The organism is Streptomyces caniferus, assembly GCF_009811555.1.
In the GTDB taxonomy this organism is placed as follows: domain Bacteria; phylum Actinomycetota; class Actinomycetes; order Streptomycetales; family Streptomycetaceae; genus Streptomyces; species Streptomyces caniferus.
The window spans coordinates 3,163,482-3,188,426 of the sequence record NZ_BLIN01000005.1 but is presented as its reverse complement, the minus strand read 5'-3'; the positions used below and the strand labels follow the sequence as shown (position 1 = coordinate 3,188,426).

Genomic DNA, 24,945 nt, shown 5'->3' with positions numbered 1-24,945 from the left:
TCAGCCGTAGACGAGGCGGCGCAGCTGGCGGGCCGAGAGATCGGGCGGGGCCACGGCGCGGTGCGGCATCTCGTGGCGGATCCGTTCGAAGATCTCGTCGTTGCGCAGTCCGTGGGACTGCAGCTCCCGATGGCGCCGGCGGACGAATTCCTCCGTCGTCTCGTCGAAGTACGACAGCACATCGAGCACCACCCTGGCGGCCTCACCGCGCTGCAGCGGCGTGCTGCGCACCAGGTGGTCCACCAGGTCTTCGTGCGGCGCCTCAGCGCTGCGGTTACGGCGTTCGAGCACTCGTCGATATTGCGGGGCGCCGCGCGGATACGCAAGAAATCTGCCCGCTATCGGGCACGTCCCCGATTTGGCGGCCGGAAAGTGGTCCGAACCTTGACCGGAATCGAGGCTCACGGTACGCATGGTCACCGTTCGGTCGCTCCATGCCATGCACGACGTCATGCACGAGGTTCGCCGAAGGGAGCGTCGATGAGACGCCGCAGACTGCTCTTCTCGCTGCTGCTGGTCGCGGCGGCGGGGCTGGGAACCGCCGCCGTACCGCCACCGGGCGCCGCACGCGCCGCCACCCCCGCCGCCACTCCACTGGACCAGGTGGTCCCCGCACCCGCCTCCGTGCACGAAGGAGGGGACGCGTACACCCTCGGCGACCGCACCCGCATCCGCGTGCCGGGCGGCTCCGGCGAGGCCGAGCGGATCGCCTCCTCTCTGGCCGGGCTGCTGCGGCCCGCCACCGGCTTCGACCTCCCGGTGACCACCGAGGACGGCCGGGACGGCATCGTCCTGCGCCTCGGCGGCAGCGGCACCCGGGGCCTGGGCGGCGAGGGCTACCGGCTGACCTCCGGCGCCCGCGGGGTCACGATCAGCGCCGCCCGCCCGGCCGGCCTCTTCCACGGTGTCCAGACCCTGCGCCAGCTGCTGCCGGCCGACGCGGAGCGGCAGCGTGCCCGCCGCGCGCCCTGGCGGGTCGCCGGGGGCACCATCGCCGACTCCCCGCGCTACGCCTACCGCGGCGCGATGCTGGACGTCTCCCGGCACTTCTTCACCGTCGGGCAGGTCAAGCGGTACATCGACCAGCTCGCCATGTACAAGATCAACAAGCTGCACCTGCACCTCTCCGACGACCAGGGCTGGCGGATCGCCATCGCGTCCTGGCCGCGGCTGGCGTCCTACGGCGGCTCCACCCAGGTCGGCGGTGGCCCCGGCGGCTCCTACTCCAAGGACGACTACCGCGAGATCATCCGCTACGCCGCCGCGCGCTATCTGACCGTCGTCCCCGAGATCGACATGCCGGGCCACACCAATGCCGCGCTGGCCTCCTACGCCCCGCTCAACTGCAACGGCCAGGCACCGCCGCTCTACACCGGCACCAGCGTCGGCTTCAGCTCGCTGTGCGTCCCCAAGAAGGAGACGTACGACTTCGTGGACGACGTCCTGCGCGAGCTGGCGGCCATGACGCCGGGCCGCGCCCTGCACATCGGCGGCGACGAGGCGCACTCCACCAGCCATGACGACTACGTGACCTTCATGGACAAGGTGCAGCCGCTGGTCGCCAAGTACGGCAAGAGCGTGATCGGCTGGCACCAGCTGACCGGGGCGCACCCGGCCAAGGGCGCCGTCGCCCAGTACTGGGGCTACGACAAGACCGGCACGGCGGAGCGCACCCAGGTCGTCGACGCCGCCCGGAGGGGCACCCGGCTGATCCTCTCGCCCGCCGACCGTGCCTACCTCGACATGAAGTACGACAAGAACACGCCGCTGGGCCTGTCCTGGGCGGGCTACGTCGGGGTTCAGCGGTCCTACGACTGGGACCCGGGCAGTTACCTCGACGGCGCGCCCGCGGGCTCCGTCCTGGGCGTCGAGGCGCCCCTGTGGTCGGAGACCCTCTCGACCTCCTCGCACATCGAGTACATGGCCTTCCCGCGGCTGCCCGGCATCGCGGAGCTGGGCTGGTCCCCGGCCCGCACCCACGACTGGGACGACTACAAGGTGCGGCTGGCCGCCCAGGGGCCGCGCTGGGACGCCCTGGGCATCGACTACTTCCGTTCGCCGGAGGTGCCGTGGCCCGCGAGGTGAGGAGGTGAGCCGGCCGGGCGCCCGAGGGCGCCCGGCCGGCTCCACGGCACGCAGCAGGCCGTAGGGCCGGTCTTCAACGTCCCGCCTGGCTTGCGGGCGAACGTTGAGGTCGGGCGCTGGTCAGGCGCCCACGCCCAGTTCCCGGGCGATCAGCATGCGCTGGACCTCGCTGGTGCCCTCGCCGATCTCCAGGATCTTGGCGTCGCGCCACATCCGGGCGACCGGGTACTCGTTCATGAAGCCGTACCCGCCGTGGATCTGGGTGGCCTCACGGGCGTTGTCCACCGCGATCTCGGAGGAGTAGAGCTTGGCGAGCGCGGCCTCCTTCTTGAAGGGCTCGCCGTGCACCAGCCGGGACGCGGCATGGCGCCAGGACAGCCGGGAGGTGTGGGCGCGCATCTCCATGTCGGCGAGCTTGAACTGGATCGCCTGGTTGGTGCCGATCGCGCGGCCGAAGGCCTGCCGCTCCTTGGCGTAGCGCACCGACTCGTCCACACAGCCCTGGGCGAGGCCGGTGGCGAGCGCCGCGATGGCGATCCGGCCCTCGTCGAGGATCCGCAGGAACTGGGCGTAACCCCGGCCCTCCTCGCCCAGCAGGTTGGCCGCCGGGACCCGGACATCGGAGAAGGACAGCTCGCGGGTGTCGGAGGCGTTCCAGCCGACCTTGGAGTACGGGGCGCCGACGGTGAAGCCCGGGGTGCCGGACGGGACGATGATCGAGGAGATCAGCGGGGATCCGTCGTCCTTGCGGCCGGTGACGGCGGTGACCGTGACCAGACCGGTGATGTCCGTACCGGAGTTGGTGATGAAGCACTTGCTGCCGTTGATCACCCAGTCGTCGCCGTCGCGCACGGCGGTGGTGCGGGTGGCGCCGGCGTCCGAGCCGCCGTCCGGCTCGGTGAGGCCGAAGGCGCCCAGCACCTCACCGCTGCACAGCTTGGGCAGCCACTCGCGCTTCTGCTCCTCCGTGCCGAAGTGGTAGACGGGCATGGCGCCCAGCGAGACGCCCGCCTCCAGGGTGATGGCCACCGAGGAGTCGACCCGGGCCAGCTCCTCCAGGGCGATGCCGAGCGCGAGGTAGTCGCCGCCCATCCCGCCGTACTCCTCGGGGAACGGCAGGCCGAACAGGCCCATCCGGCCCATCTCCTGCACGATCTCGTACGGGAACGCATGCTGCTCGTAGTACTCGCCGATCTTCGGGGCGACGACGTCGTGCGCGAACGCCTCGACCGTACGCCGGAGTTCTTCCAGCTCGGCGGGGAGACGGTGGTCCAGGGACATGAGGGTCACTCCTTGTGGGAGAGGGCGCGAAGGGTGCGGGAAGGACTCGGTCGGCCCAGGACGTCCGCCATCCACACGCTGGTGGCGGTCAGCCGGTCCAGGTCGACCCCGGTCTCGATGCCGAGGCCGTGCAGCATCCACACCAGGTCTTCGGTGGCGAGGTTGCCGGTGGCGCTCTTGGCGTAGGGGCAGCCGCCGAGGCCGCCCGCCGAGGCGTCGATGGTGGTGATGCCGTGCTGCAGCGCGGCGAAGGTGTTGGCGAGGGCCTGCCCGTAGGTGTCGTGGAAGTGCACGCCGATACGGGACGTGGCCACGCCTGCCTCGTCGAGGGAGGCCAGCAGGGTCCGCACATGGCCGGGGGTGGCCACGCCGATGGTGTCGCCCAGGCTCAGTTCGTCGCAGCCCAGGTCGAGCAGCGCCCGGCAGACCCGGACGGTCTGCGCGACCGGCACCGGGCCCTCCCAGGGGTCGCCGAAGCACATCGAGAGGTAGCCGCGGACCTGCACCCCGGCGTCCTTGGCGCGAGCGACGACCGGCGCGAACATCGCCAGCGCCTCGTCGACCGTGCGGTTGAGGTTGGCCTTGGCGAACGACTCGGTGGCGCTGCCGAACACCGCGATCCGGCGGGCGCCCAGGGCGAGCGCACGGTCCAGCCCGCGTTCGTTGGGCACCAGCACGGGCAGCCGCTCCGGATCGATGCCGTCCAGCTGCGGGAACAGCTGCTCCGCGTCGGCGAGCTGGGGCACCCACTTGGGGTGGACGAAGCTGGTGGCCTCGACGGTCGGCAGGCCGGCGTCGGCGAGCCGGCGGATGAACTCGGCCTTGATCTCCGTGGGCACGACGGTCTGCTCGTTCTGCAGGCCGTCGCGCGCGCCGACCTCATGGATGCGCACGCGGGTGGGCAGGCCCTCCGCGGTGACCTCCATCGGCAGTCCGGCTGCGGTCATCGGGCGCTCCCCTGCTCGTCCTCGGGGGCCGTCGCGGGCGCTGCGGCCTCGTCGGGGTTCTCGTGCGGGGTGATCACGGCCAGGATCTGGTCCATGGCGACGGTGCTGCCCGCGGTGACGTCCAGCTCGGTGACGGTGCCGGCGTGCGGTGCGGAGATGACGTGCTCCATCTTCATCGCCTCGACCACCAACAGGCCCTGGCCCGCGGCCACCTCCTCGCCGACGGCCACCTTGACGACGGTGACGGTGCCCGGCATCGGGGCGGCCAGGGTGTCCGCGCCGTGGGCCCCGGCGGCCCCGCGCAGCGCCGCGGCCACCGGGTCGTACGAGGTCACCTGCCAGGAATCGCCGTCCCGGCCGAGCCAGTCGCCGCTGCGGTGGAAGGTGTGCAGCACCCCGTCGACGGTGACCCGTACGCGGTCCGGCGCGACCTGCCCGGCCGCTTTGCCGGGCCGTACGTCGTGGGCGACCGGGTCATGGCCCGGGACGCGCAGCCAGTGGCGGACCGGCGCGGGCTCGCCGCCGAGGCGGAAGCCGTTCGGCGCGGCGAACGGGTCGCGCCAGGCTCCCTCGGCCACCGCCGGCTCCAGGGCGGCCTGCCGCACCGCGGCCGCCGCCGCGTACACCTCGTCCGGCACCGCGCCGTCGACCAGTCCGGCCGCCTCGCGCTCCACCAGCCCGGTGTCCAGCTCGCCGGAGACCACGTCGGGATGGGCCAGCAGCCGCCGCAGGAAACCGGCGTTGGTGGTCACCCCGAGGGTGACCGTCTCCGCCAGTGCGGCCCGCAGCCGGCGCAGCGCACTCGCCCGGTCCGGGCCGTGGGCGATGACCTTGGACAGCATCGGGTCGTAGCGGCTGCCGACCTCCACGCCCTGGGACAGGCCGGAGTCCGTGCGCAGCCCGCCGCCCTGCACCTCGTGCAGCGCCAGCACCGTGCCGCCGGTCGGCAGGAAGTCGCGGGCCGGGTCCTCGGCGCAGATCCGGGCCTCGATGGCGTGCCCGGTGAGGGTGATGTCCTCCTGGGCGAACGGGAGATGCTCGCCGGCCGCGACCCGCAGCTGCCATTCGACCAGGTCGAGGCCGGTGATGAGCTCGGTGACCGGGTGCTCGACCTGGAGGCGGGTGTTCATCTCCATGAAGTAGTACGAGGCCGGGCCCTTGCCCGGGACGATGAACTCGACCGTGCCGGCGCCGCGGTAGCCGCAGGAGCGGGCCGCCTGCACCGCCGCCTCGCCCATCGCGGCGCGGGTCGCCTCGTCCAGCAGGACCGAGGGGGCCTCCTCGATGACCTTCTGGTGGCGGCGCTGGAGGGAGCACTCGCGCTCGCCGAGGTGGATGACGTTGCCGTGGCCGTCCGCCAGCACCTGGATCTCGATGTGCCGCGGCCGGTCGATCCAGCGCTCGACGAGGAGGGTGTCGTCGCCGAAGGAGGAGCGGGCCTCCCGGCGCGCGGAAGCGATCTCGTCGGCCAGCCGCGCCTCCTCGCGGACCAGCCGCATGCCCTTGCCGCCGCCGCCCGCGGACGGCTTGAGCAGCACCGGCATGCCGATCTCCCGGGCCGCGGCGGCCAGTTGGCCGTCGTCCAGCCCGCTGCCCGAGGAGCCGGGGACGACCGGGACGCCGGCCTCCCGCACCGTCTCCTTGGCCCGGATCTTGTCGCCCATCAGCTCGATGGCGTCGGCGGACGGGCCGATGAAGACCAGCCCGGCGTCCGCGCAGGCACGGGCGAAGGCGGCGTTCTCGGCGAGGAAGCCGTAGCCCGGGTGGACGGCCTGGGCACCGGTCCGGGCGGCCGCGTCCAGCAGCCGCTCGACGGACAGGTAGCTCTCGGCGGCCGGGGCCGGACCGATCCGTACGGCGGTGTCGGCCTCGCGGACATGGCGGGCGTCGGCGTCAGCGTCGCTGAAGACCGCGACCGAGCGGATGCCGAGGGCGCGCAGCGTACGGATGACACGGACCGCGATCTCGCCTCGGTTGGCGATCAGCACGGTGTCGAAATTGGTGGCCATTGCTGGGGACATCCCTCTCACATCCGGAAGACGCCGTAGCCGGGCGCTGTGCTGTCCTTCTGGGGAAGCGGCGCATTGGCGCAGGCGGTCAGCGCCAGCCCCAGCACCTGCCGGGTCTCCAGCGGGTCGATCACGCCGTCGTCCCACAGCCGCGCGGTCGCGTAGTAGGCGTTGCCCTGGGTCTCGTACTGCTCGCGGACCGGCGCCTTGAAGGCGGCCTCGTCCTCGGCGCTCCACTCCTCGCCGTGCGCCTCCAGCTGGTCGCGCTTGACGGTGGCGAGGACGGAGGCGGCCTGTTCACCGCCCATCACCGAGATCTTGGCGTTCGGCCACATCCACAGGAAGCGGGGGGAGTAGGCCCGGCCGCACATGGAGTAGTTGCCCGCCCCGTAGGAGCCGCCGATGACGACCGTCAGCTTGGGCACGCGGGTGCAGGCCACCGCCGTCACCATCTTCGCGCCGTGCTTGGCGATGCCGCCGGCCTCGTACGAACGCCCCACCATGAAGCCGGAGATGTTCTGCAGGAACAGCAGCGGGATGCCGCGCTGGTCGCACAGCTCGATGAAGTGGGCGCCCTTCTGGGCGGATTCGGAGAACAGGATGCCGTTGTTGGCGACGATGCCGACCGGGTGGCCGTGGACATGGGCGAAGCCGGTGACCAGCGTCGTGCCGTACTCCGCCTTGAACTCGGCGAAGCGCGAGCCGTCCACGAGCCGGGCGATCACCTCGCGGACGTCGTACGGGGTACGGGAGTCGGCGGGCACCACGCCGTACAGCCCGGCCGGGTCGGCCTTGGGCTCCTCGACGGTCCGCACGGTCCACGGGAGCGGTTCGCGCTCGCCGAGCGTGCCGACGATGGTGCGCACCAGGCGCAGCGCATGGGCGTCGTCCTCGGCGAGGTGGTCGGTGACGCCGGAGGTCTTGGCGTGCACCTCGCCGCCGCCCAGCTCCTCGGCGGTGACCACCTCGCCGGTGGCGGCCTTCACCAGCGGCGGCCCGCCCAGGAAGATCGTCCCCTGGTTGCGGACGATCACGGCCTCGTCGCTCATCGCGGGCACGTACGCGCCGCCCGCCGTGCAGGAACCGAGGACGGCGGCGATCTGCGGGATACCGGCGCCGGACATCCGCGCCTGGTTGTAGAAGATCCGCCCGAAGTGCTCCCGGTCGGGGAAGACCTCGTCCTGCATCGGCAGGAAGGCGCCGCCGGAGTCCACGAGGTAGAGGCAGGGCAGCCGGTTCTCCAGGGCGATCTCCTGCGCCCGCAGGTGCTTCTTGACCGTCATCGGGTAGTAGGTGCCGCCCTTGACCGTGGCGTCATTGGCGACGATCACCGTCTCGCGGCCGGAGACCCGGCCGATGCCGGCGATCACGCCCGCGGCCGGCGCGGCCCCGCCGTACATCCCCTCCGCGGCCAGCGGCGCCAGCTCCAGGAACGGCGAGCCGGGGTCCAGCAGGGCGTCCACCCGGTCGCGGGGCAGCAGTTTGCCGCGCGCGGTGTGCCGCGCCCTGGCCTTCTCGCCGCCGCCGAGCCGGGCCGCCGCGAGCTTCTCGCGCAGCTGTGCGGCCAGCTCGCGGTGCGCGGCCTCATTGGCCCGCCAGGAGTCGGACGCCGGATCGGCGGTACTCCCCAGCACCGGTGCCTGCTCCATCAGTACGAGCCCCCTTGCTCGATCGCCTGTCCCGGTGCCGCGGTCCGCGGCCGCCGGGCCATCCGGGTTAATGGGCGTTAACCACATTGCCTTCAGGTTAACGAGCACTAACCCGGCTGTCTACAATCGACGGCATGAGTAATGCGCAGTCCGCCGCCCCGACCAGCCGCCGCGAGCAGATCCTCAAGGAGGCGGCCCGGCTGTTCGCGGAGCGCGGCTTCCACGGCGTCGGCGTGGACGAGATAGGGGCGGCCGTGGGCATCTCCGGCCCCGGCCTCTACCGGCACTTCGCCGGCAAGGACGCGATGCTCGCCGAGCTGCTGGTCGGGATCAGCGAACGGCTGCTGGAGGGCGGCCGGATGCGGGTGGCGGAGGGCGGTGAGAGCCCCGGGGCGGTGCTGGACGCGCTGATCGAGGGCCATATCGACTTCGCGCTGGACGACCGGCCGCTGATCACCCTGCACGACCGCGAGCTGGACCGGCTGCGGGAGGCCGACCGCAAGCGGGTCCGCCAGCTCCAGCGGCAGTACGTGGAGCTGTGGGTGGAGGTCGTCCGCCGGGTCCACCCGCTCCCCTCCGAGGACCGGGCCCGCGCCGCGGTGCACGCCGTCTTCGGCCTGCTCAACTCCACCCCGCACCTCGGCCGTCCCGGCGCCCTCCCGGGCCGGACGGAGATGGCCGAACTGCTGCACCGGCTGGCGCTGGGGGCCTTCGGCGCGGTGGCCGGGGAGCCCGCGGGCGGGGAGCCGGCGGCGGGGGAGTCGATCGCGGTGGGTGTGCCGGGGGCGTAGTGCGTACGGGGCGGGGTGTGGCGCGTACCGCACGGGCACGGGGCGGGTGTGTGGCGTCGCCCACCGGTTCCGTTCACCTCTGGACAGCCTTAGTGACTGGCCGGTAGCTTTCGCTTCAGAGAAGCTGAGCAAGCGCTTAGCCAGACGCGGCGGTCTAAGGAGGCCATGGCATGCGCCGTACGGTGTTCAACGAGGATCACGAGGCGTTCCGGGAGACCCTGCGGGCCTTCATCGAGGCCGAGGTCGTGCCGGTGTACGACGAGTGGTTCGCCGCGGGCCAGGCGCCGCGCGACTTCTACTACAAGCTTGCCGAGCTGGGCATATTCGGCATCCGCGTGGACGAGGAGTACGGCGGCGCGGGCATCGACTCGTACAAGTTCGAGGCCGTGATGTACGAGGAGACCTCGCGTGCGGGTGTCAACTTCGGCGGCTCCGGCGTGCATGTGCTGCTCGGCCTGCCGTACATCAAGATGCTCGCCACCGACGAGCAGAAGAAGCGCTTCCTGCCGAAGTTCGTCACCGGCGAGGAGATGTGGGCCCTCGCGATGACCGAGCCGGGCACCGGCTCCGACCTCGCGGGCATGAAGACCACCGCGAAGCTCTCCGAGGACGGCACGCACTACGTCCTCAACGGCGCCAAGACCTTCATCACCGGCGGCGTGCACGCCGACCGCGTGATCGTCTGCGCCCGTACCGCCGCTCCCCGCGAGGACGACCGCCGCTTCGGCATCTCGCTCTTCGCCGTGGACACCAAGAGCGAGGGCTACTCCGTCGGCCGCAAGCTGGACAAGCTCGGCCTGAAGACCTCCGACACCGCGGAGCTCGCCTTCGTCGACGTCAAGGTCCCGGTCGAGGACCTGCTGGGCGAGGAGAACAAGGGCTTCTCCTACCTGGGCCTGAACCTCGCCTCGGAGCGCTGGGGCATCGCCTTCGGCGCCTACGCGCAGGCCGCGGCGGCCGTCCGGTTCGCCAAGGAGTACGTGCAGGAGCGCACGATCTTCGGCAAGACCGTCGCCTCCTTCCAGAACACCAAGTTCGAGCTGGCCGCCTGCCAGGCCGAGGTGGACGCCGCGCAGGCCGTCGCCGACCGCACGCTGGAGGCGCTGGACGCGGGCGAGCTGTCCCCGGCCGAGGCCGCGAGCGCCAAGCTGTTCTGCACCGAGGTCGCGCACCGTGTGATCGACAAGTGCCTCCAGCTGCACGGCGGCTACGGCTACATGAACGAGTACCCGATCGCCCGCCTCTACGCCGACAACCGCGTCAACCGCATCTACGGCGGCACCAGCGAGGTCATGAAGTCCATCATCGCCAAGTCCATGGGCCTCTAGGCCGTAAGGGCACCGTGCACGTGAACGACGCACTGAGGTCGCTGCTCGATCTGCTCGCCCTGGAGCGGATCGAGCAGGACATCTTCCGCGGCGAGAGCCGCGCCTCGGTCGTGCCCCGGGTCTTCGGCGGCCAGGTCGCCGCCCAGGCCCTGGTCGCGGCCGGCCGCACGGTCCCCGCCGACCGGCCGCCGCACTCCCTGCACGCGTACTTCCTGCGCGCGGGAGACCCCGGTGCCCCCATCGTCTACACCGTCGACCGCATCCGCGACGGCCGGTCCTTCACCACCCGGCGGGTCGTCGCCGTCCAGCACGGCCAGCCGATCTTCCACCTCTCGGCCTCCTTCCAGGTCCACGAGGAGGGCCTGGAACACCAGGAGCCGATGCCGCCGGCACCGGACCCGCTGACCCTGCCCACCCCGGCCGAGATCCTGCCGCGGCACGCCGGCCGGTACCTCACCCCGGCCGTCGCCGACCGGCTGCTGGAGGCCCGGGCCGCGATCGACCTGCGGTACGTCGACGAGCCGCCCTACGCCACCGTCGGCGAGGTGCGCGAGCCCCGCTCGCAGGTCTGGTTCCGTACCAACGGCGACCTGGACAAGGCGCTCGCCGACGGCGCCGACTGCGGCGACACCGTCACCCGTCCCCTGCTGGACATCTGCCTGGTCACCTACGTCTCCGACATGACCCTGCTGGACTCGATCCTGCTCGCGCACGGCCGCGGCGGCTGGGCGGTCGGCGACGTGGTCGGCGCCAGCCTGGACCACGCGATGTGGTTCCACCGCCCGCTGCGCGCCGACGACTGGCTCCTCTACGACCAGGAGTCGCCTACGGCCCAGGCCGGCCGGGGGCTGGGCAAGGGGCGGATCTTCACCTCCGACGGCCGGCTGGCGGTTTCGGTGATCCAGGAGGGGGTCATCCGGGTGCCGCGGGGTTAGGGTCCCTCACTCCGGCGTGAACTCGTACTGGAGTTCATGGAGATGGCCCGCTTTGACCATGATGGTGGCCTCGATGGGCCGCTCGCCGTCGCTGTAGACGACTCGCAGGGTCCGGAGGACGGGCAGGTTGCCGGGAAGGCGGAGGGCCTCGTACTGCTCCTGAGTGGGCACCCGGGCGGAGACCCGGTCGACGCTGAGGCGGGGCGGGTAACCCAGCTCGGCCAGGAGAGTCGGCGTACCGCCCTTGATCCTGCGGCGTTCCGTCATCGCGGTACCACGGGCGAGGTCCAGCGGGTAGTAGGACTTGACCAGTTCGACCGGCTCGTCGTCGATGAAGAGGATCTGGCGGCGGAGCAGCGCTGTGCCACCGTCCGGGAGGCCCAGGGCCTCTGCGGCGTCACTGGGCGGCGTGACCTCGGTGACCTCCAGCAGCTCGCTGTGCGCCCGACCGCCGCGCTTCGTCGCCTCGGCAAGCCAGCGGTACTGCTCGCCGGCGCCGGCCGGTGCCACGAACGAAGCGGGGCGCATGGTCTGCTGCCGGTGTTCCCGTACGGTCACCGCCGCTCCGGCGCGACCCACGACCAGGCGTTCGTCCTTGAGCAGCTGGAGCGCTTTCTGCACGGTGGCGCCGGAGGCGTCGAACCGTTCCTTGAGATGCGTCGTGGAGGGCAGCTTCGCGCCCGGTTCAAGGTCGCCGCTCATGATCTCGTCGCGCAGGTCGGCGGCGATCCGTTCGTGCAGGGAACGGCGGTCGTACGCGTCGTCGTCGGTTCTCGGCACAGTCATCCGATCTTGATCTCGTAGCGCAGCCGCTGAAGGCGTCCGGGCATCGCCATCCTGTCGACCTGGATCGGCTGGTCGTGCGCGTCGAGCGTGACCCGCGTCAACTGGAGCACAGGTTCGTCGTCACCGGTCCGCAGCGCCTCGCGTTCCTCGCGGCTGGGCATCCGGGCGACGACGTCCTCCTGGACCCGGGCGCCGACGTACCCGAGGCCGGCGAGGAGCGAGATCGCGCCGCCGGGAATCCTGGCGGTCCCGGCCAGACGGGTCCCTTGTGCGATGTGGACGGGGTAGTAGGTGTCGGTCAGCTCGCAGGGCGCGTCGTCGACGTACATCACGCGACGGCGTACGACGACGTTCTCGCCCTCTGCGATTCCCAGAAGTTCCGCGATCTCGGGCAGTGCCGCGATCTCCCCTGCGTGAACGATGCGTTGGCTACCGCGGCGGCCACGGGCGGCGGTCTCCGCGCCCCAGGCGTCGGACTGCCCTTTCTCGCGGGGCGTCAGATACGGCATCGAGGTGCTGACCCACTCGCTGGTACCCACGCGTCCTCCTGGCGACAGGTGATCCCAACCCTTTGCCTACACGGTAAGCGACCCTTGTCGGCGGCCACCTCGCGGGCCCACCTTGCTGCTTTTCGTGAATAGCGATACGATTTTCCGTGTCGGTGCAGCCAAGGAGCAAGGCGGTGGTTCCCCGTGTCTGTGTGCCTTTCACGGCAACGTCGATGTCCTCGTATTCGCGTCCTGGGGGCGGAGGTGGCGGCGCGATGAACGAGTCACGGACCACGCGCCTGCTGCCGTGGGTGAGTCCTGACGGAAAGGCCTGCTTCCTCGTGAGCGATGGCGGAGGTGAGAGCGGCTTCTCCCGTGTCGCGGACCGTATCGAGGATGTGCAACTCGATATGGCGGACGGGCTGCTCGATCACGCGGCCGACCTCCTCGGGGACGGTAGCGCGACGGATCGGCAACTCCGCTTCCTCGGAGAGCAGTTGAGTGCCGCCTTGCGGGACGTGCGTCGGGTCGCGGAGAGCAGAGGCGGGATGCGCAGGCAGAACATCACCGCCGCCGAAGGCGGGCAGCAAGGCGGAGAAGGCGGCGGGGACGGGCACCCTGGCCAGCCCTGGACGCCGCCTCCGCCGCCGCCCCCGGACGGCGACATGCCGCCCGGGGGCGGGACGCACCGCAAGTGAGCCTCAAGTCTGAACAGGGGCGCCGCGCCAGTGACGAACTGGCGCGGGCCCTCCTTGAAACGGGAGCCCTGACCCCGGGCTGGGCGGGGACGTCCAGAGCCGTTCCACGAGCGCTGTTCCTGCCGGATCTCGTCTGGGCGCACGACATGGCGACCGGCCGGAGTGTGCCCATTTCCCGGAGCGACGACCCCGCAGGGTGGGAACGGGCCGCGTACGCGAACGTTCCGCTCGTCACCCAATGGGACGACGGACAGCACACGGCTAGCGCGCCCGGGTCCGTGCCGACCAGTTCGGCGAGCATGCCGTCAGTCGTGGCCGCGATGCTGCGCGACCTGGGCGTGAGCGACGGAATGCGGGTGCTCGAAATCGGCACGGGCACGGGGTGGAACGCCGGACTCCTCGCTCACCGGCTGGGGAGCGGGAACCTGGTCACTGTCGAGATCGACGAGGCGGTTGCCGATCAGGCCCGGCAAGCGTTGCTGCGCGCCGGCCTCCACCCCGGGACAGTCCACGGGGACGGAGGGGGCGGGTGGCCGGAAGGGGCGCCGTATGACCGGGTGATGGTCACGGCAGGGGTGCGAGCGGTTTCGCCGCGCTGGCTGGAGCAGTCACGGCCGGGCGGGGTCATCCTTGCCCCCTGGGGCACCCACTACAGCGACCAGGACGCACTTGTCCGGTTGACCGTGGGGGAGGACGGCTCCGCGTCGGGCCCGTTCCTGCGCATGGTCGAGTTCATGAAGCTGCGGGACCAGCGCTTGGACTGGAACCGGTTCAGGGGGCACGTCCCGGATTTCCCCGGCGATGCAGACCTCTCCACTACGACGGTGGCTCTGGCGGACTTGGGGGGCCGCTACGAGCCGGCACGATTCGTCATAGGGCTTCGTGTGCCGGACTGTGCCCAGGTCGTCAACAGGCTGGACGAAGGCACTGCGAGGGCGTGGTTCTTCGACCTGACGAGCCGGTCATGGGCCGCCACTGTTTTCCGCAGCGGCGAACCGGAGGCCACGGTCTACCAGTCGGGGCCGCGTCGCCTGTGGGACGAAGTGGAGGCGGCCCACCGATGGTGGGTCGGCCAGGGCGAGCCGGGCCACACCCGGTTCGGTCTCACCGTCACTGCGGAGGGGCAGCGGGCGTGGCTGGATGCCCCGGCTGGCCCCTGGGCCATCTGAGGAACGGAATCGGCCCCGTCCGTGCGCGGTGGCGCAGTGGACGGGGTTTTCGCATGCTCTGACCACACCACCTGGAAGGAATCGGTATGACGCCCAGCATCGATCTGCGCACTTTCCACTCGCTCCAACCGGCTCGGCAACACCTCCTGGACGTGTACACCGATGTCCGCGCAGATCTCTTGCACCTTCCGAACTATGCGGTCACCGCCTTCGCCGAGCGCCTCGACCGTCATTTCAAGGAACCAGGGTGGGTGGCGGTCCTTGCCTACGAGCAGGACGAGCCCATCGGCTATACGTACGCCAATACTGTTGATTCCGAGGACCGTTGGTGGAAACGCATCACACCCGCTCCGCCCGCTGAATACACCGACCGACACGTCGTGGCCCTCAAGGAAATCGGCGTTCGCATTCCCTGGCGGGGCACCGGCATCGCCCGGCAGATCCACGACACCCTCCTGGCCGCCCGCAACGAGCCGTTCGTCACGCTCATGGTCAACCCACTCGCCGGAGACGGAAAGGTGCACCGCCTCTACGAATCCTGGGGATACGAAGACCTTGGCCAGAGCCAGCCGTCGCCCGCCTCACCGGTTCTGACGGCGATGGTCAGGTCCGTTCGCTGAGCCCGCTCCTGGCGCTTCGGTCTCAATTCGCGCCTTGTCGGTGTAGCGCCACAGTCGGCGAGCGGCCTGCTGGCACGTATATCGCGCTGTGGGTGCAGGAATGCGGCCCATAAGGTCACCGGCATGTCCTTACGTCTTCGTATGCGTCAAGCACTGCCCGAAGCCATGCGCGCCGGTGACAAGGCTGCGGTGAGCGCCCTGCGCGCCACGCTTGGCGCGCTGGACAACGCGGAGGCGGTTCCGGTGGACGGAGCCGGGCTTCGGGGGGTGGCTCTTGAGTATGCGCCGGTGGGCGCCGGTGCCACCGAAGCGGCGCGACGTGAGCTGAGCGAGCGCGGTGTGGTGGATGTCGTACGTGCTGAGGCCGCCGAACGGCTGGAGGCTGCGGCGCGGTTGACTACACCCCGCATGCTGACCGCGCCGCGCGGCTTCGCGCGGAGGCCGGCATGCTGCTTCGGTTCCTTGAGAGGCCTGGTGCTTCCCAGGAACCGCCCGGGGACTCTCAGGGGACTGCCCAGGAGCCGCCTGAGGGCTCTCCGGGGGCCGTTTGGGACCCGCCAAGGGCCGTTCAGGGCACGGCGCGGTCCCGGCCCCGCTCCCTCAGCGCAGCCCCGCCGCGTCCAGCAGATAGGCGGTCAGCGGGTCGTAGTGGCGCGGGCTCAGGACGTGGTCGTCCAGGGGGATGGTGACCTGGAGGGTGCCCTCGGATTCGGCGAGGAAGAGGGCCGGGTCGTTGCAGTCGGCGAAGCCCACCGCGTCGATGCCGCGCTGGCCGGCGCAGCCCGCCCAGCCGTGGTCGGCCATCACCAGGTCCGGCAGCGGGCGGCCCTCGCGCTCCAGGCCGTCCAGGACGGCAGCCATCGGCTCGGGGGAGTGGGTGTGCCACAGCGTGGCGCCGCGCTCCAGCATCGCCACGTCGGCGAACTGGAAGACCATGCCGTCGTCCGCCCGGAGCCCGTCCGGGATGACGACGATCTCGCAGCCCGCCGCGCGCAGCGCCTCGGCCGTCGCCCGGTGCACATCGAGCAGCCCGCCCGGGTGGCCGGTCGCGAACAGCACCCGCTGTCCGTCGGCCGCCGCCTTGCGCAGCACCGCGGCCGTCCGGTCCAGCGCGTCCACCGTCAGCTCGGGGTCGATGGTGTCCTGCCCCTGCCGGTGGTGCGGGTCGTCGTAGACCCCGCAGCGCTCCGCCATCACGGCCAGCACATCCTGCTCGTCCGTCCAGCGGTCGCCGAACTCCAGGCCGAACCAGTAGTGGCGCTCGCCGTTGGCGAGCCTGCGGTAGTGGGAGAGGTTGTTCTCGCGGGGAGTGGCGACCTCACCGGCGATCCGGGTGCGTACGAGATGGTCGACGAGTTCGGCGCGCGAGGGGGCGGCGGCTGTGGAGGCTATCGGCATAGCGCCCATTGTGCCCGTACGCCTGTTCCGGGGCGGCGGAGTTCCGCAGCGCGGACACGGGGGGCGGAGACGGCGGCCCGGGGAAGAGGGGTGCGGATGTGGCGGCCGGGTGACCGGGCGCGGAGGCTGCGGGCCGGGGGCGAAGGTGCGGATGCCGTGGCCTGGGCACGGAACCGACGTGGCTCGGCTGGCCAAAACGTCCAATGCCCCCGGCCGCATCTCCGCAAATGTCCATGGGCCCCGCGCCCGGTCCTCCCTACTCTCGCCTCATGACCACCGCAGCCAGCGCCTCCAACGGCCCCGTGGGCCCCGTCGATTCCTCCCGTATCCCGCGTTACGCCGGGCCCGCGACCTTCGCCCGCCTGCCCCGCCTCGACGAGGTCGGCGGCCGGGCCGATGTGGCCGTCGTCGGTGTCCCCTTCGACACCGGTGTCTCCTACCGCCCCGGAGCCCGCTTCGGCGGCAACGCCATCCGTGAGGCGTCCCGCCTCCTGCGCCCGTACAACCCGGCCCAGGACGCGTCCCCGTTCGCGCTCGCGCAGGTCGCCGACGCCGGTGACATCGCCGCCAACCCCTTCAACATCAACGAGGCCGTGGAGACGGTCGAGGCCGCGGCCGACGACCTGCTGGCCTCCGGCGCCCGCATGATGACGCTCGGCGGCGACCACACCATCGCCCTCCCCCTCCTCCGCTCGGTCGCCAAGAAGCACGGTCCGGTCGCGCTGCTGCACTTCGACGCCCACCTGGACACCTGGGACACCTACTTCGGTGCCGAGTACACGCACGGCACCCCGTTCCGCCGCGCCGTCGAGGAGGGCATCCTCGACACCTCCGCGCTGTCCCACGTCGGCACCCGCGGTCCGCTCTACGGCAAGAAGGACCTCGACGAGGACGAGAAGATGGGCTTCGGCATCGTCACCTCCGCGGACGTCATGCGCCGCGGAGTGGACGAGGTCGCCGACCAGCTGCGCCAGCGCATCGGTGACCGTCCGCTGTACATCTCCATCGACATCGACGTGCTGGACCCGGCGCACGCCCCCGGCACCGGCACCCCGGAGGCGGGCGGCATGACCTCCCGCGAGCTGCTGGAGATCCTGCGCGGGCTCGCGTCCTGCAACCTGGTGTCGGCGGACGTCGTCGAGGTCGCGCCCGCGTACGACCACGCGGAGATCACCGCCGTCGCCGCCTCCCACACCGCGTACGAGCTGACGACGATCATGTCCCGGCAGATCGCGGCGGCCCGCCAGGGGGAGTAGGCCGCAGGAGGTGCCGCGGGGGCCTGGACCCTGCCGTTGCGGCATCGGTCGCCGCTGCGCGGGCCCGCCACGGTATCCGTGGCGGGCCCGCGCGCTGCCGCTCCCGATCTTGAGGCGGGCCGGGCGGTGCCCGCTCACGCGCTGGAGCGCTTCGGCGCCGTGCACGCCCACAGCACGAGCCCGAGGCAGCTGAACGCGGCACCCAGTGCGCATACGGCGCCCCAGCCGGCCACCGCGTAGAGGGAGGTCGCGGCGAGGGCGCCGGTGGCGCTGCCGGTCGAGTAGAAGACCATGTACCCGCCGATCAGCCGGCTGCCCGCTTCCGGGTGCAGCGCGTAGATCAGGGTCTGGTTGGTGACGTGGACCGCCTGCACGGCCAGGTCGAGCATGATCACCCCGGCGGCCAGGGCCCAGAGCGAGCTGCGGGTGAAGGCCAGGGGCAGCCACGAGGCGGCGAGCAGGGTCAGGGCGATGCCGGTGGTGCGCCGGGAGAGCCCGCGGTCGTTCAGGCGGCCCGCCACGGTTGCGGCCAGGGCACCGGCGACACCGATCAGCCCCAGTGCCCCGATCGCGCCGTGCGGCAGGAAGTACGGGGCCTCGCTGAGCGGCAGCGCGACGCTGCTCCACAGGGTGCTGAAGGCGGCGAAGACCAGCAGACCGAACAGCGCCCGGAGCCGCAGCAGTCGTTCCCGTGCGAACAGGGTGATCGTGGAGCGAAGGAGCTGTCCGTAGCGCAGGGTTGCCGGCGGAGCGGCGCGGTGGCGCGGCAGCACCCGGTACAGGACCAGGGCGAGCAGGGCGGTGAGCGACGCCGAGGCGAGGTAGACGGAGCGCCAGCCCGCGAGATCGGCCATGAGGCCGGACGCGGTGCGGGCGAGCAGGATTCCGATGACCACGCCGCTGGTTACCAGGCCGACGACCCGCCCGCGCCCGGCGGGAGGGGCCAGTGAGGCCGCGAAGGCCACCAGCGTCTGTGTGACGACCGCGAGAAGCCCCGTCGCGGCCATGCCCGCGAGCAGGATCGCCGCCGTGCGGGCGGCGGCCACCACGGCCAGCGCCGCCACCAGGAGCAGTAACTGGGCCACGATGAGTCGTCTGCGGTCGGTCACGTCGCCCAGCGGCACGAGGAAGAAGAGCCCCAGCCCGTATCCGATATGCGTGAGGGTGACCACGCTGCCGACGAGTGCCGGGCTCATGGCGAGGTCGTGACCGATGGTCACCAGGAGCGGCTGGGAGAAGTACACGTTGGCCACCGCCGCCCCGCAGGCGACGGCGAACAGGATGAAGACGCCACGGGACAGGCCGGAGACGGAACCTTCCCCGCTTCGGGCCCCGGGGCGGGGCGGGCGGCGCCGGTGTCGTGTCACCGCCTCACCGTGGTCGGGACCGTTGCCGAGTCGGTTGCCGGGCATCCGCACCTCTCCCCAATCTGGTTTCATCTTGCTACCAACAAAGACGGGGAGACGGTAGGCCCTTTGGTAGCATGTTGCAACCGTTTTCGGGCGAGGGTGAGGGTGCCATGGTGGCCAGGACGCGTTTCGATGACAGTGAATGTCCGGTCGCCCGGTCGGTGGACGCGATCGGCGACTGGTGGTCCCTGCTGATCGTGCGGGACGCCTTCGACGGAAGCCGGCGCTTCGGGGAGTTCCAGCGCAGCCTCGGCGTGGCGAAGAACATCCTCGTCGCCCGCCTGCGCACCCTGGTAGCCGGCGGTGTCCTCGAATCCGTCCCCGCTTCGGACGGCAGTGCCTACCGCGAGTACGTACTGACACCCAAAGGTGAGGCGCTCTTTCCCGTCATCGTGGCACTGCGGCAATGGGGCGAACAGAACTTCTTCGCCCCCGGCGAACCGCACTCACAGTTGGTCGACCGCCGGCAGGGACATCACCTCCGCGCACTGGAAGTGCTGTCCGCGGACGGGCGACGGCTGACCCCGGACGACACCACCGTCCACAAGGTCTCCACCCGGTGAGGTGAGGCCGGCCGTCAGTCCGCTGCCGCGCCCCGGTCGAGGGAGCGGAGGGCGAACCAGAGCTCCATGCGGACGTCGGGGTCGTCCAGGTCGGTGTCGAGGAGGCCGGCGATACGGGTGATGCGCTGGCGGACGGTGTTGCGGTGGATGCCGAGGGCGGTGGCGGTGCGGTCCCAACTGCCGTGCAGGGAGAGCCAGTTGTGGAGGGTGGAGAGGAGGGGTGGGGAGTCGGCCAGTGGGGCGAGCAGGGCTTGGGCGTGTTGCCGGGCGTCGGTGGGGGCGACGAGCGAGGTGATGCTGTGGGGGCCGGGGGTGCGATGGCGTACCAGGGCGGCGTGGCCCGCGAGGGCACGGCGCAGGGCGGAGGCGGCATGGCGGTCGGCGGCCGGCAGCTCCGCGACCGGGACGGGCTCGCTGACGCCTAGCGTCCAGCCGGGGCGCGCGGTGATCTGCTGGTCGGCGGGGACCAGGGCGCGCAGGGCGGGGACGGCGCCGGGGGCGGCTTCGGCTTCGGGGCTCGGGGTCGTCCCGGCGGCCGGTGACGTCCCGGCGGCCGTCGCCCGCCCGGCTCCGGCGTCCGGTGCGACCAGCGGGGTGCCCAGAGCGGCGGCGAGGGAGGCCGCCGACTCCGTGGTGTCACGGCGGCGTTCGGCGTGTACGACGGTCCACAGGGGAGCGCCGAGGAGCGGGGCGACCTCGGCGGGGCGGGCGCCGAGGAGCAGCCGGACCAGGGCCGCGGCGTGCCCGGCGGCGGCCGGTCCCTGGTCGGTGGCCGCCGGGCCGGTGATCAGCGAGAGGAGGACGGCGGCGACGCCCGCGATGGCGTGCGCGGGCGGGTCGTGCGGGTCCGCGGCGACCACCAGGGCGCGCGCCCGGCCGCCGCGGGCGCGTCCCGTCAGGGCGTAGGCGGACAGCGAGCTGCCGGGGAGGGTGTCGGTCGCCGAGGACGGCCCGGACGCGCCGACGACCTGCGCGAGACGGTCGGCCGCGGCACGCACAGCGGGGGTGGGCCGGGATCCGGCGCTGCCGTGTTCCGCGCCGTCCGGGGCGAGCAGGGCGGTCCAGCCGTGCACATGGCGGGCCAGCGCGCGCAGCACGGCGGCGGCCGGGTCGGGGCGGGCGGCGGCCGCGGCCAGCGCCCGCTGCGCCTCGCTGAGCCGGGTCAGCTCGCGGTGCCGGGCCTCCGTCACCGCCTGCCATACGGCGCTCTCGACGGCGGTGAACGGGGTGCCCGCCGGGACCTCGACGAGCGGCAGGCCGTGCCGGTCGCAGGCCGCCACCAGGGCGCGGGGGACGGTGTCGTGCACCGGCGCGATCCCGAAGCCGAGGGCGGCGGCACCGGCCGCGACGGTACGGGCGGCGTAACCGTCGAGGTACGCGTCGAGGGCGGCGGCGGCCTCCTGGCCCGCGTCCCTCCGCACCTCGGCCAGATGCACCCCGGCCGTCAGCAGCATCTCGCCGCCCAGGAGGTAGGGCACCGGGTCGGCCATCTCGGAGGTGTGCACCCAGTGGATCGCGACGCCCTCGCGGGGGCCGGCGATCTGGCGCAGGCCCAGGTCCGTACGGGCAAGGAGGTCCGCGAGCGGCACCGGTGGGGTGGACGGGGGCGGCAGAGGGGGCGGCATGTGCGAACCATCCACATCGGAGAGTGGTGAATGGAGGAAACGTACACTTCAGCGTCGCCGTCCCGCCTCCTAGGGTCAACCCCCGAGGCGAGGCGCTCGGACGGGACCCCCGCTCGCTGAGCGCCCGCCGCCTCGCCCCCTTGCACCCACACCCCGCACCCCCCACATCCCCTCGCTTTTCCCCCTCGGCGCAGTTGGAAGGGATGGCCCATGGCTGTCGACTATGCGGTGATCGTGCTCTATTTGGCCGGAATGCTCGCCATGGGCTGGTGGGGGATGCGGCGCGCCAAATCCAAGAGCGACTTCCTGGTCGCGGGCCGCCGCCTCGGCCCCGCGATGTACTCGGGAACCATGGCCGCGATCGTCCTCGGCGGCGCCTCCACCATCGGCGGTGTGGGCCTCGGCTACCAGTACGGCCTGTCCGGCGCCTGGATGGTCTTCACCATCGGCCTGGGGCTGCTGGCGCTGAGCCTCTTCTTCTCGGCCCGGATCGCCCGGCTGAAGGTCTACACGGTCTCCGAGATGCTGGACCTGCGCTACGGCGGCTCCGCCGGGATCATCTCCGGCGTCGTCATGTGGGCGTACACGCTGATGCTGGCGGTCACCTCGACGATCGCCTACGCGACCATCTTCGATGTGCTCTTCGGCATGGACCGGACGCTCTCGATCGTCCTCGGCGGAGCCATCGTCGTCGCGTACTCCACGCTCGGCGGCATGTGGTCGATCACCCTCACCGACATGGTCCAGTTCGTCGTCAAGACGATCGGTGTGCTGCTGCTCCTGCTGCCCATCGCCGTCATCAAGGCGGGCGGCTTCGCCGAGATGAAGGCGCACCTGCCGGACGACTACTTCGCACCGCTCGGTATCGGCGGGCAGACGGTCTTCACCTACGTCCTGATCTACTCCTTCGGCATGCTGATCGGGCAGGACATCTGGCAGCGGGTCTTCACCGCGCGCGGCGACAAGGTGGCGCGCCTCGGCGGCACCGCGGCCGGTACGTACTGCCTGGTCTACGCGCTGGCCGGCGCGGTCATCGGCACCGCGGCCAAGGTGCTCTACCCGCATCTGGGAAGCCCGGACGACGCCTTCGCGACGATCGTCAAGGACGCGCTGCCGGTGGGCGTGCGCGGGCTGGTGCTGGCGGCGGCGCTGTCCGCGGTGATGTCCACGTCCTCGGGCGCGCTGATCGCCTGCGCCACGGTCGCCAACAACGACATCTGGTCCCGGGTGAAGGGCGTCGCCGCACTGCGGCGGCGACCGGCCGCGGAGCCCCGGACCGAGCACGCCGGGGACGGGGGCGGGGCCGAGGCACGCGCCGAGGCGCACGACGAAGTGCGCGGCAACCGGGTCTTCATCCTCCTCATGGGCCTCGCGGTGATCGTCATCGCGATCGCGCTCAACAACGTCGTCGAGGCGCTCACCCTCGCCTACAACGTCCTCGTCGGCGGCCTGTTGGTGCCGATCCTCGGCGGGCTGCTGTGGAAGCGCGGCACCGCCGCCGGCGCGCTCGCCTCGGTCGCGGTCGGCGGACTGACCGTCATCGGGCTGATGGTCTCGCTCGGCGTCCTCGCCAACGAGCCGATCTACTACGGGCTGATCACCTCGCTCGTGGCGTATGTGGTGGTCAGCCTGTTCACCAGGCCCACGGACGCGGCGGTGCTGGACGCCTGGCGGGCGCGGCTGGCCGGCCGCGCGGACGGCGACCCGGAAGCCGGGGCGTCCGCCGACGCGGAGGCCGATGCGGACGACGAGCCGGAGGGGGACACGGCCGGGGCCGTGGCGCTGGCGCTGAAGCTCCCGTTCGCCGTCCGGCAGGCCTGACCCTCCGCGGTCCGACGGGCCGGCCCGGCCCGCCGGACGGACCGCAACTCCCCAGCCCCGCACGCCCTCGCCCGCCCGCGGGCCCACGCCCCCGTCCGTCCCGCGGTCCCGTACCTCCCGCACGCCCCCGTCCGTCCGGCAAGGAAGGCAGCACGCATCCATGAGCACCACCATCCCCACGCCCACGCAGCACCGGCGCAACGGCGGTGACCTGGTCGTCGAGTCGCTGGCCGCACTCGGTGCCGGGACCGTCTTCGGACTCCCGGGGCAGCATGCGCTGGGGGTGTTCGACGCGCTGCGCCGCTCGACGCTGCGCTACGTAGGGCTGCGGGTGGAGAACAACGCGGGCTTCGCCGCCGATGCGTACGCCAGGACCACGCACGGGGTCGCGCCGCTGCTGGTCTCCACCGGGCCGGGCGCGCTGATGACGCTGGCCGCGCTGCAGGAGGCGGCGGCCGGCTCGGCGGCCGTCCTGGCGATCGGCAGCCAGGTGCCGCTGGCCGGGATGGGCGGCGGACGCCATGGCTATCTCCACGAACTCACCGATCAGAGCGCCTCGTTCCGGGGCGTGGTCAAGTCCGTCCACACCGCGCGGACGGCCTCGCAGATCCCCTCGGCGGTGGCCGCCGCCTGGGAGTCGGCACTGAGCGCCCCGCACGGGCCGGTGTGGCTGGAGATCCCGCAGGATGTGCTGCTGGCGGAGGCCGACGTACCGCCGGTGTCCGAACTGGCCGTCCGGCCGAAGGCGTTGCTGCCGCGGCCCGAGCTGATCGCGGCGGCGGCGACCCGGCTGACCGAGGCCCGTCGGCCGGTGATCCTGGCGGGCGGCGGTGTCGTACGGGCCGGGGCCGAGGCGGAGCTGCTGGCGCTCGCCGAGCAGCTGCGGGCCCCGGTGGCCACCACCTTCGGCGGCAAGGGCGCCTTCCCGTGGGAGCACCCGCTGTCCCTGCAGTCCTGGCTGGAGGACCGCTACACCACGACCTTCCTGGAGGACGCGGACACCCTCCTGGTCGTCGGCTCGGGGCTGGGCGAACTCTCCTCGAACTACCACACGTTCCGGCCGCTCGGCCGGGTCGTCCAGATCGAGGCGGACCTCGGCAAGCTGGAGTCGAACCACGCCGCGCTGGGCATCCACGCGGACGCGCGGGCGGCGCTGGCCGCGCTGGTCAAGGAGGTGGGGGAGCGGGAGCCCCGGGACGCCGGCCGTGCCGAGGACGCGGGAGCCCCCGGGCCCCGCGCCGGGGCCGTGGGGCCGCCCACGCCCGAGGCCGCCGTGTCCGACCTCCTGGCCCGCGTCCGCGACCGGATCGCCGGTCAGCATCTCGACCTGGAACAGCAGGTACTGGCCTCGGTGCGGGACGCGCTTCCCGACGGCGCGGTCAGCTGCTGGGACATGACGATCCTCGCCTACTGGGCCTGGTCCGCCTTCGACCCCCGGCGCACCAACGCACTGCATTCCGCCCAGGGTGCGGGCGGACTGGGCTACGGCTTCCCGGCGGCGCTGGGCGCGGCCGTCGCCGACCCGGCGCGGCCGGTGCTGGCGGTGTCCGGCGACGGCGGCGCGATGTACTCGATCGCCGAGCTGGCGACCGCCCGGCAGTACGACCTGCCGGTGACCTGGCTCATCGTGGACGACGGCGGATACGGCATCCTGCGCGAATACATGACCGACGCCTTCGGCGCGCCCACCGCCACCGAACTCACCCGGCCGGACTTCGTGGCGCTGGCCGAGTCATTCGGCGTCCCCGCGGTCCGTACGGCCCCGGACCGGCTCCGTACGGACCTGGCGGCGGCGCTCGCCGCCCCCGGCCCCTCGGTCGTCGTCCTCCCGGCCCACCTGCGGATGTTCGCGCCGACGCATCTGGACTCCTGAAGCCTCCACCGGACCCTGAAGCCTCCACCGGACCCTGACGACTCCACTGGGCCCCTGGAGGTTTCGCCGCCTTCCCTGCTGGGCATGGAGCCCGTACCGAACCAAACGGGCTGCCCATCCCTCCTCGGGGTGCGCAGCCCGCCGTGTTGTGGTGAACCCGCGGTCTGTCGTGGTGGTTTGTGGTGCCCCGGACAGGGACCGACGGATGTGCGCT

Annotated in this window: 21 protein-coding genes and 1 pseudogene; 12 read left to right on the top strand and 10 right to left on the bottom strand. The window is 72.1% G+C overall.

Features of this window, described 5'->3' with window-relative positions; translation table 11 throughout:
- Positions 1-291, bottom strand: a complete 291-nt coding sequence (locus tag Scani_RS30465; RefSeq protein ID WP_159480987.1) for a hypothetical protein — start codon at positions 289-291, stop codon at positions 1-3.
- Positions 292-480: 189 nt separating this feature from the next.
- Between Scani_RS30465 and Scani_RS30460 the strand changes: the two genes are divergently transcribed.
- On the top strand, positions 481-2,085 hold the full coding sequence (locus Scani_RS30460) for a beta-N-acetylhexosaminidase (RefSeq protein WP_159480986.1): 1,605 nt from the start codon (positions 481-483) through the stop codon (positions 2,083-2,085).
- Between the two features lie 120 nt (positions 2,086-2,205).
- Here Scani_RS30460 and Scani_RS30455 read toward each other — a convergent pair whose 3' ends face one another.
- From Scani_RS30455 to Scani_RS30440, 4 genes are read right to left on the bottom strand one after another with little or no spacing between them, the layout of a single operon-like run.
- Complete coding sequence (locus Scani_RS30455; RefSeq protein WP_159480985.1) at positions 2,206-3,366, bottom strand: acyl-CoA dehydrogenase family protein; 1,161 nt, start codon at positions 3,364-3,366, stop codon at positions 2,206-2,208.
- A 5-nt stretch (positions 3,367-3,371) separates the two neighbouring features.
- Complete coding sequence (locus Scani_RS30450) at positions 3,372-4,313, bottom strand: hydroxymethylglutaryl-CoA lyase (RefSeq protein WP_159480984.1); 942 nt, start codon at positions 4,311-4,313, stop codon at positions 3,372-3,374.
- Positions 4,310-6,322: an acetyl-CoA carboxylase biotin carboxylase subunit gene (locus Scani_RS30445; RefSeq protein WP_159480983.1), complete on the bottom strand. Its 2,013-nt coding sequence runs from the start codon at positions 6,320-6,322 to the stop codon at positions 4,310-4,312. Before Scani_RS30445 ends, Scani_RS30450 begins: the two co-directional genes overlap by 4 nt.
- A gap of 17 nt (positions 6,323-6,339) precedes the next feature.
- Positions 6,340-7,971 carry a carboxyl transferase domain-containing protein gene (locus tag Scani_RS30440; protein WP_159480982.1) on the bottom strand — a complete coding sequence of 544 codons (1,632 nt, stop codon included), beginning with the start codon at positions 7,969-7,971 and terminating at the stop codon, positions 6,340-6,342.
- 134 nt (positions 7,972-8,105) lie between these two features.
- Between Scani_RS30440 and Scani_RS30435 the strand changes: the two genes are divergently transcribed.
- The 3 genes from Scani_RS30435 (at position 8,106) to Scani_RS30425 (ending at position 11,025) form a co-directional block, all read left to right on the top strand.
- Entirely contained in the window at positions 8,106-8,762 is a 657-nt protein-coding gene (locus Scani_RS30435) for an SACE_7040 family transcriptional regulator (RefSeq protein ID WP_159480981.1), read from the top strand.
- Positions 8,763-8,932: 170 nt separating this feature from the next.
- Positions 8,933-10,090 (top strand): acyl-CoA dehydrogenase family protein, encoded by a 1,158-nt coding sequence (locus Scani_RS30430; protein WP_159480980.1) that lies wholly within the window; start codon positions 8,933-8,935, stop codon positions 10,088-10,090.
- Between the two features lie 20 nt (positions 10,091-10,110).
- The gene (locus Scani_RS30425; RefSeq protein WP_159480979.1) at positions 10,111-11,025 is read left to right on the top strand and encodes an acyl-CoA thioesterase; all 915 of its coding nucleotides are present in this window, start codon (positions 10,111-10,113) and stop codon (positions 11,023-11,025) included.
- A gap of 6 nt (positions 11,026-11,031) precedes the next feature.
- Here Scani_RS30425 and Scani_RS30420 read toward each other — a convergent pair whose 3' ends face one another.
- The gene (locus Scani_RS30420; protein WP_159480978.1) at positions 11,032-11,811 is read right to left on the bottom strand and encodes a GntR family transcriptional regulator; all 780 of its coding nucleotides are present in this window, start codon (positions 11,809-11,811) and stop codon (positions 11,032-11,034) included.
- Positions 11,808-12,350, bottom strand: a complete 543-nt coding sequence (locus Scani_RS30415; protein ID WP_159480977.1) for a UTRA domain-containing protein — start codon at positions 12,348-12,350, stop codon at positions 11,808-11,810. Before Scani_RS30415 ends, Scani_RS30420 begins: the two co-directional genes overlap by 4 nt.
- 224 nt (positions 12,351-12,574) lie before the next feature.
- Here Scani_RS30415 and Scani_RS41285 point away from each other — a divergent pair, with 224 nt between their 5' ends.
- The 4 genes and pseudogenes from Scani_RS41285 to Scani_RS41280 form a co-directional block, all read left to right on the top strand.
- A complete protein-coding gene (locus Scani_RS41285; protein WP_246296239.1) occupies positions 12,575-12,997 on the top strand; it encodes a hypothetical protein in 423 nt (140 codons plus the stop codon).
- A 146-nt stretch (positions 12,998-13,143) separates the two neighbouring features.
- Positions 13,144-14,166: a methyltransferase domain-containing protein gene (locus Scani_RS30405; RefSeq protein WP_308686597.1), complete on the top strand. Its 1,023-nt coding sequence runs from the start codon at positions 13,144-13,146 to the stop codon at positions 14,164-14,166.
- Positions 14,167-14,252: 86 nt separating this feature from the next.
- Complete coding sequence (locus tag Scani_RS30400; protein WP_371872390.1) at positions 14,253-14,786, top strand: GNAT family N-acetyltransferase; 534 nt, start codon at positions 14,253-14,255, stop codon at positions 14,784-14,786.
- Positions 14,787-14,951: 165 nt separating this feature from the next.
- Positions 14,952-15,259: pseudogene (locus Scani_RS41280) on the top strand (hypothetical protein); the annotation flags it as partial.
- Positions 15,260-15,386: 127 nt separating this feature from the next.
- Here Scani_RS41280 and Scani_RS30395 read toward each other — a convergent pair.
- Positions 15,387-16,184: a phosphatase gene (locus Scani_RS30395; RefSeq protein WP_159480975.1), complete on the bottom strand. Its 798-nt coding sequence runs from the start codon at positions 16,182-16,184 to the stop codon at positions 15,387-15,389.
- Between the two features lie 269 nt (positions 16,185-16,453).
- On the opposite strand from Scani_RS30395, the gene speB reads away from it, so the two are divergent.
- A complete protein-coding gene (speB, locus tag Scani_RS30390; protein WP_159480974.1) occupies positions 16,454-17,440 on the top strand; it encodes an agmatinase in 987 nt (328 codons plus the stop codon).
- Positions 17,441-17,574: 134 nt separating this feature from the next.
- Here the strand turns inward: speB and Scani_RS30385 are convergent, their stop codons facing one another.
- Entirely contained in the window at positions 17,575-18,852 is a 1,278-nt protein-coding gene (locus Scani_RS30385) for an MFS transporter (protein ID WP_246296237.1), read from the bottom strand.
- Between the two features lie 107 nt (positions 18,853-18,959).
- Between Scani_RS30385 and Scani_RS30380 the strand changes: the two genes are divergently transcribed.
- Positions 18,960-19,412, top strand: coding sequence for a winged helix-turn-helix transcriptional regulator (locus Scani_RS30380; RefSeq protein ID WP_159480973.1), 453 nt, complete (start codon positions 18,960-18,962; stop codon positions 19,410-19,412).
- Between the two features lie 14 nt (positions 19,413-19,426).
- On the opposite strand, the gene Scani_RS30375 is transcribed toward Scani_RS30380, so the two are convergent.
- Entirely contained in the window at positions 19,427-21,037 is a 1,611-nt protein-coding gene (locus Scani_RS30375) for a PucR family transcriptional regulator (RefSeq protein ID WP_159480972.1), read from the bottom strand.
- A gap of 210 nt (positions 21,038-21,247) precedes the next feature.
- Here Scani_RS30375 and Scani_RS30370 point away from each other — a divergent pair, with 210 nt between their 5' ends.
- Positions 21,248-22,858, top strand: coding sequence for a sodium:solute symporter family protein (locus tag Scani_RS30370; RefSeq protein ID WP_159480971.1), 1,611 nt, complete (start codon positions 21,248-21,250; stop codon positions 22,856-22,858).
- A 160-nt stretch (positions 22,859-23,018) separates the two neighbouring features.
- Positions 23,019-24,731: a thiamine pyrophosphate-binding protein gene (locus Scani_RS30365; protein WP_159480970.1), complete on the top strand. Its 1,713-nt coding sequence runs from the start codon at positions 23,019-23,021 to the stop codon at positions 24,729-24,731.
- Positions 24,732-24,945: the final 214 nt, after the last annotated feature.

Excerpts from the sequence above, each read along its gene's own strand:
- Scani_RS30455 (WP_159480985.1), bottom strand. The coding sequence starts at position 3,366 with ATGTCCCTGGACCACCGTCTCCCCGCCGAGCTGGAAGAACTCCGGCGT.
- Scani_RS30405 (WP_308686597.1), top strand. The coding sequence starts at position 13,144 with ATGGCGACCGGCCGGAGTGTGCCCATTTCCCGGAGCGACGACCCCGCA.
- Scani_RS30445 (WP_159480983.1), bottom strand. The coding sequence starts at position 6,322 with ATGGCCACCAATTTCGACACCGTGCTGATCGCCAACCGAGGCGAGATC.
- Scani_RS30430 (WP_159480980.1), top strand. The coding sequence starts at position 8,933 with ATGCGCCGTACGGTGTTCAACGAGGATCACGAGGCGTTCCGGGAGACC.
- Scani_RS30435 (WP_159480981.1), top strand. The coding sequence starts at position 8,106 with ATGAGTAATGCGCAGTCCGCCGCCCCGACCAGCCGCCGCGAGCAGATC.
- Scani_RS30395 (WP_159480975.1), bottom strand. The coding sequence starts at position 16,184 with ATGCCGATAGCCTCCACAGCCGCCGCCCCCTCGCGCGCCGAACTCGTC.
- Scani_RS30420 (WP_159480978.1), bottom strand. The coding sequence starts at position 11,811 with ATGACTGTGCCGAGAACCGACGACGACGCGTACGACCGCCGTTCCCTG.
- Scani_RS30385 (WP_246296237.1), bottom strand. The coding sequence starts at position 18,852 with ATGCCCGGCAACCGACTCGGCAACGGTCCCGACCACGGTGAGGCGGTG.
- Scani_RS30380 (WP_159480973.1), top strand. The coding sequence starts at position 18,960 with ATGGTGGCCAGGACGCGTTTCGATGACAGTGAATGTCCGGTCGCCCGG.
- Scani_RS30440 (WP_159480982.1), bottom strand. The coding sequence starts at position 7,971 with ATGGAGCAGGCACCGGTGCTGGGGAGTACCGCCGATCCGGCGTCCGAC.
- Scani_RS30365 (WP_159480970.1), top strand. The coding sequence starts at position 23,019 with ATGAGCACCACCATCCCCACGCCCACGCAGCACCGGCGCAACGGCGGT.
- Scani_RS30400 (WP_371872390.1), top strand. The coding sequence starts at position 14,253 with ATGACGCCCAGCATCGATCTGCGCACTTTCCACTCGCTCCAACCGGCT.
- Scani_RS30460 (WP_159480986.1), top strand. The coding sequence starts at position 481 with ATGAGACGCCGCAGACTGCTCTTCTCGCTGCTGCTGGTCGCGGCGGCG.
- Scani_RS30450 (WP_159480984.1), bottom strand. The coding sequence starts at position 4,313 with ATGACCGCAGCCGGACTGCCGATGGAGGTCACCGCGGAGGGCCTGCCC.
- speB (WP_159480974.1), top strand. The coding sequence starts at position 16,454 with ATGACCACCGCAGCCAGCGCCTCCAACGGCCCCGTGGGCCCCGTCGAT.
- Scani_RS30375 (WP_159480972.1), bottom strand. The coding sequence starts at position 21,037 with ATGCCGCCCCCTCTGCCGCCCCCGTCCACCCCACCGGTGCCGCTCGCG.
- Scani_RS41285 (WP_246296239.1), top strand. The coding sequence starts at position 12,575 with ATGAACGAGTCACGGACCACGCGCCTGCTGCCGTGGGTGAGTCCTGAC.
- Scani_RS30370 (WP_159480971.1), top strand. The coding sequence starts at position 21,248 with ATGGCTGTCGACTATGCGGTGATCGTGCTCTATTTGGCCGGAATGCTC.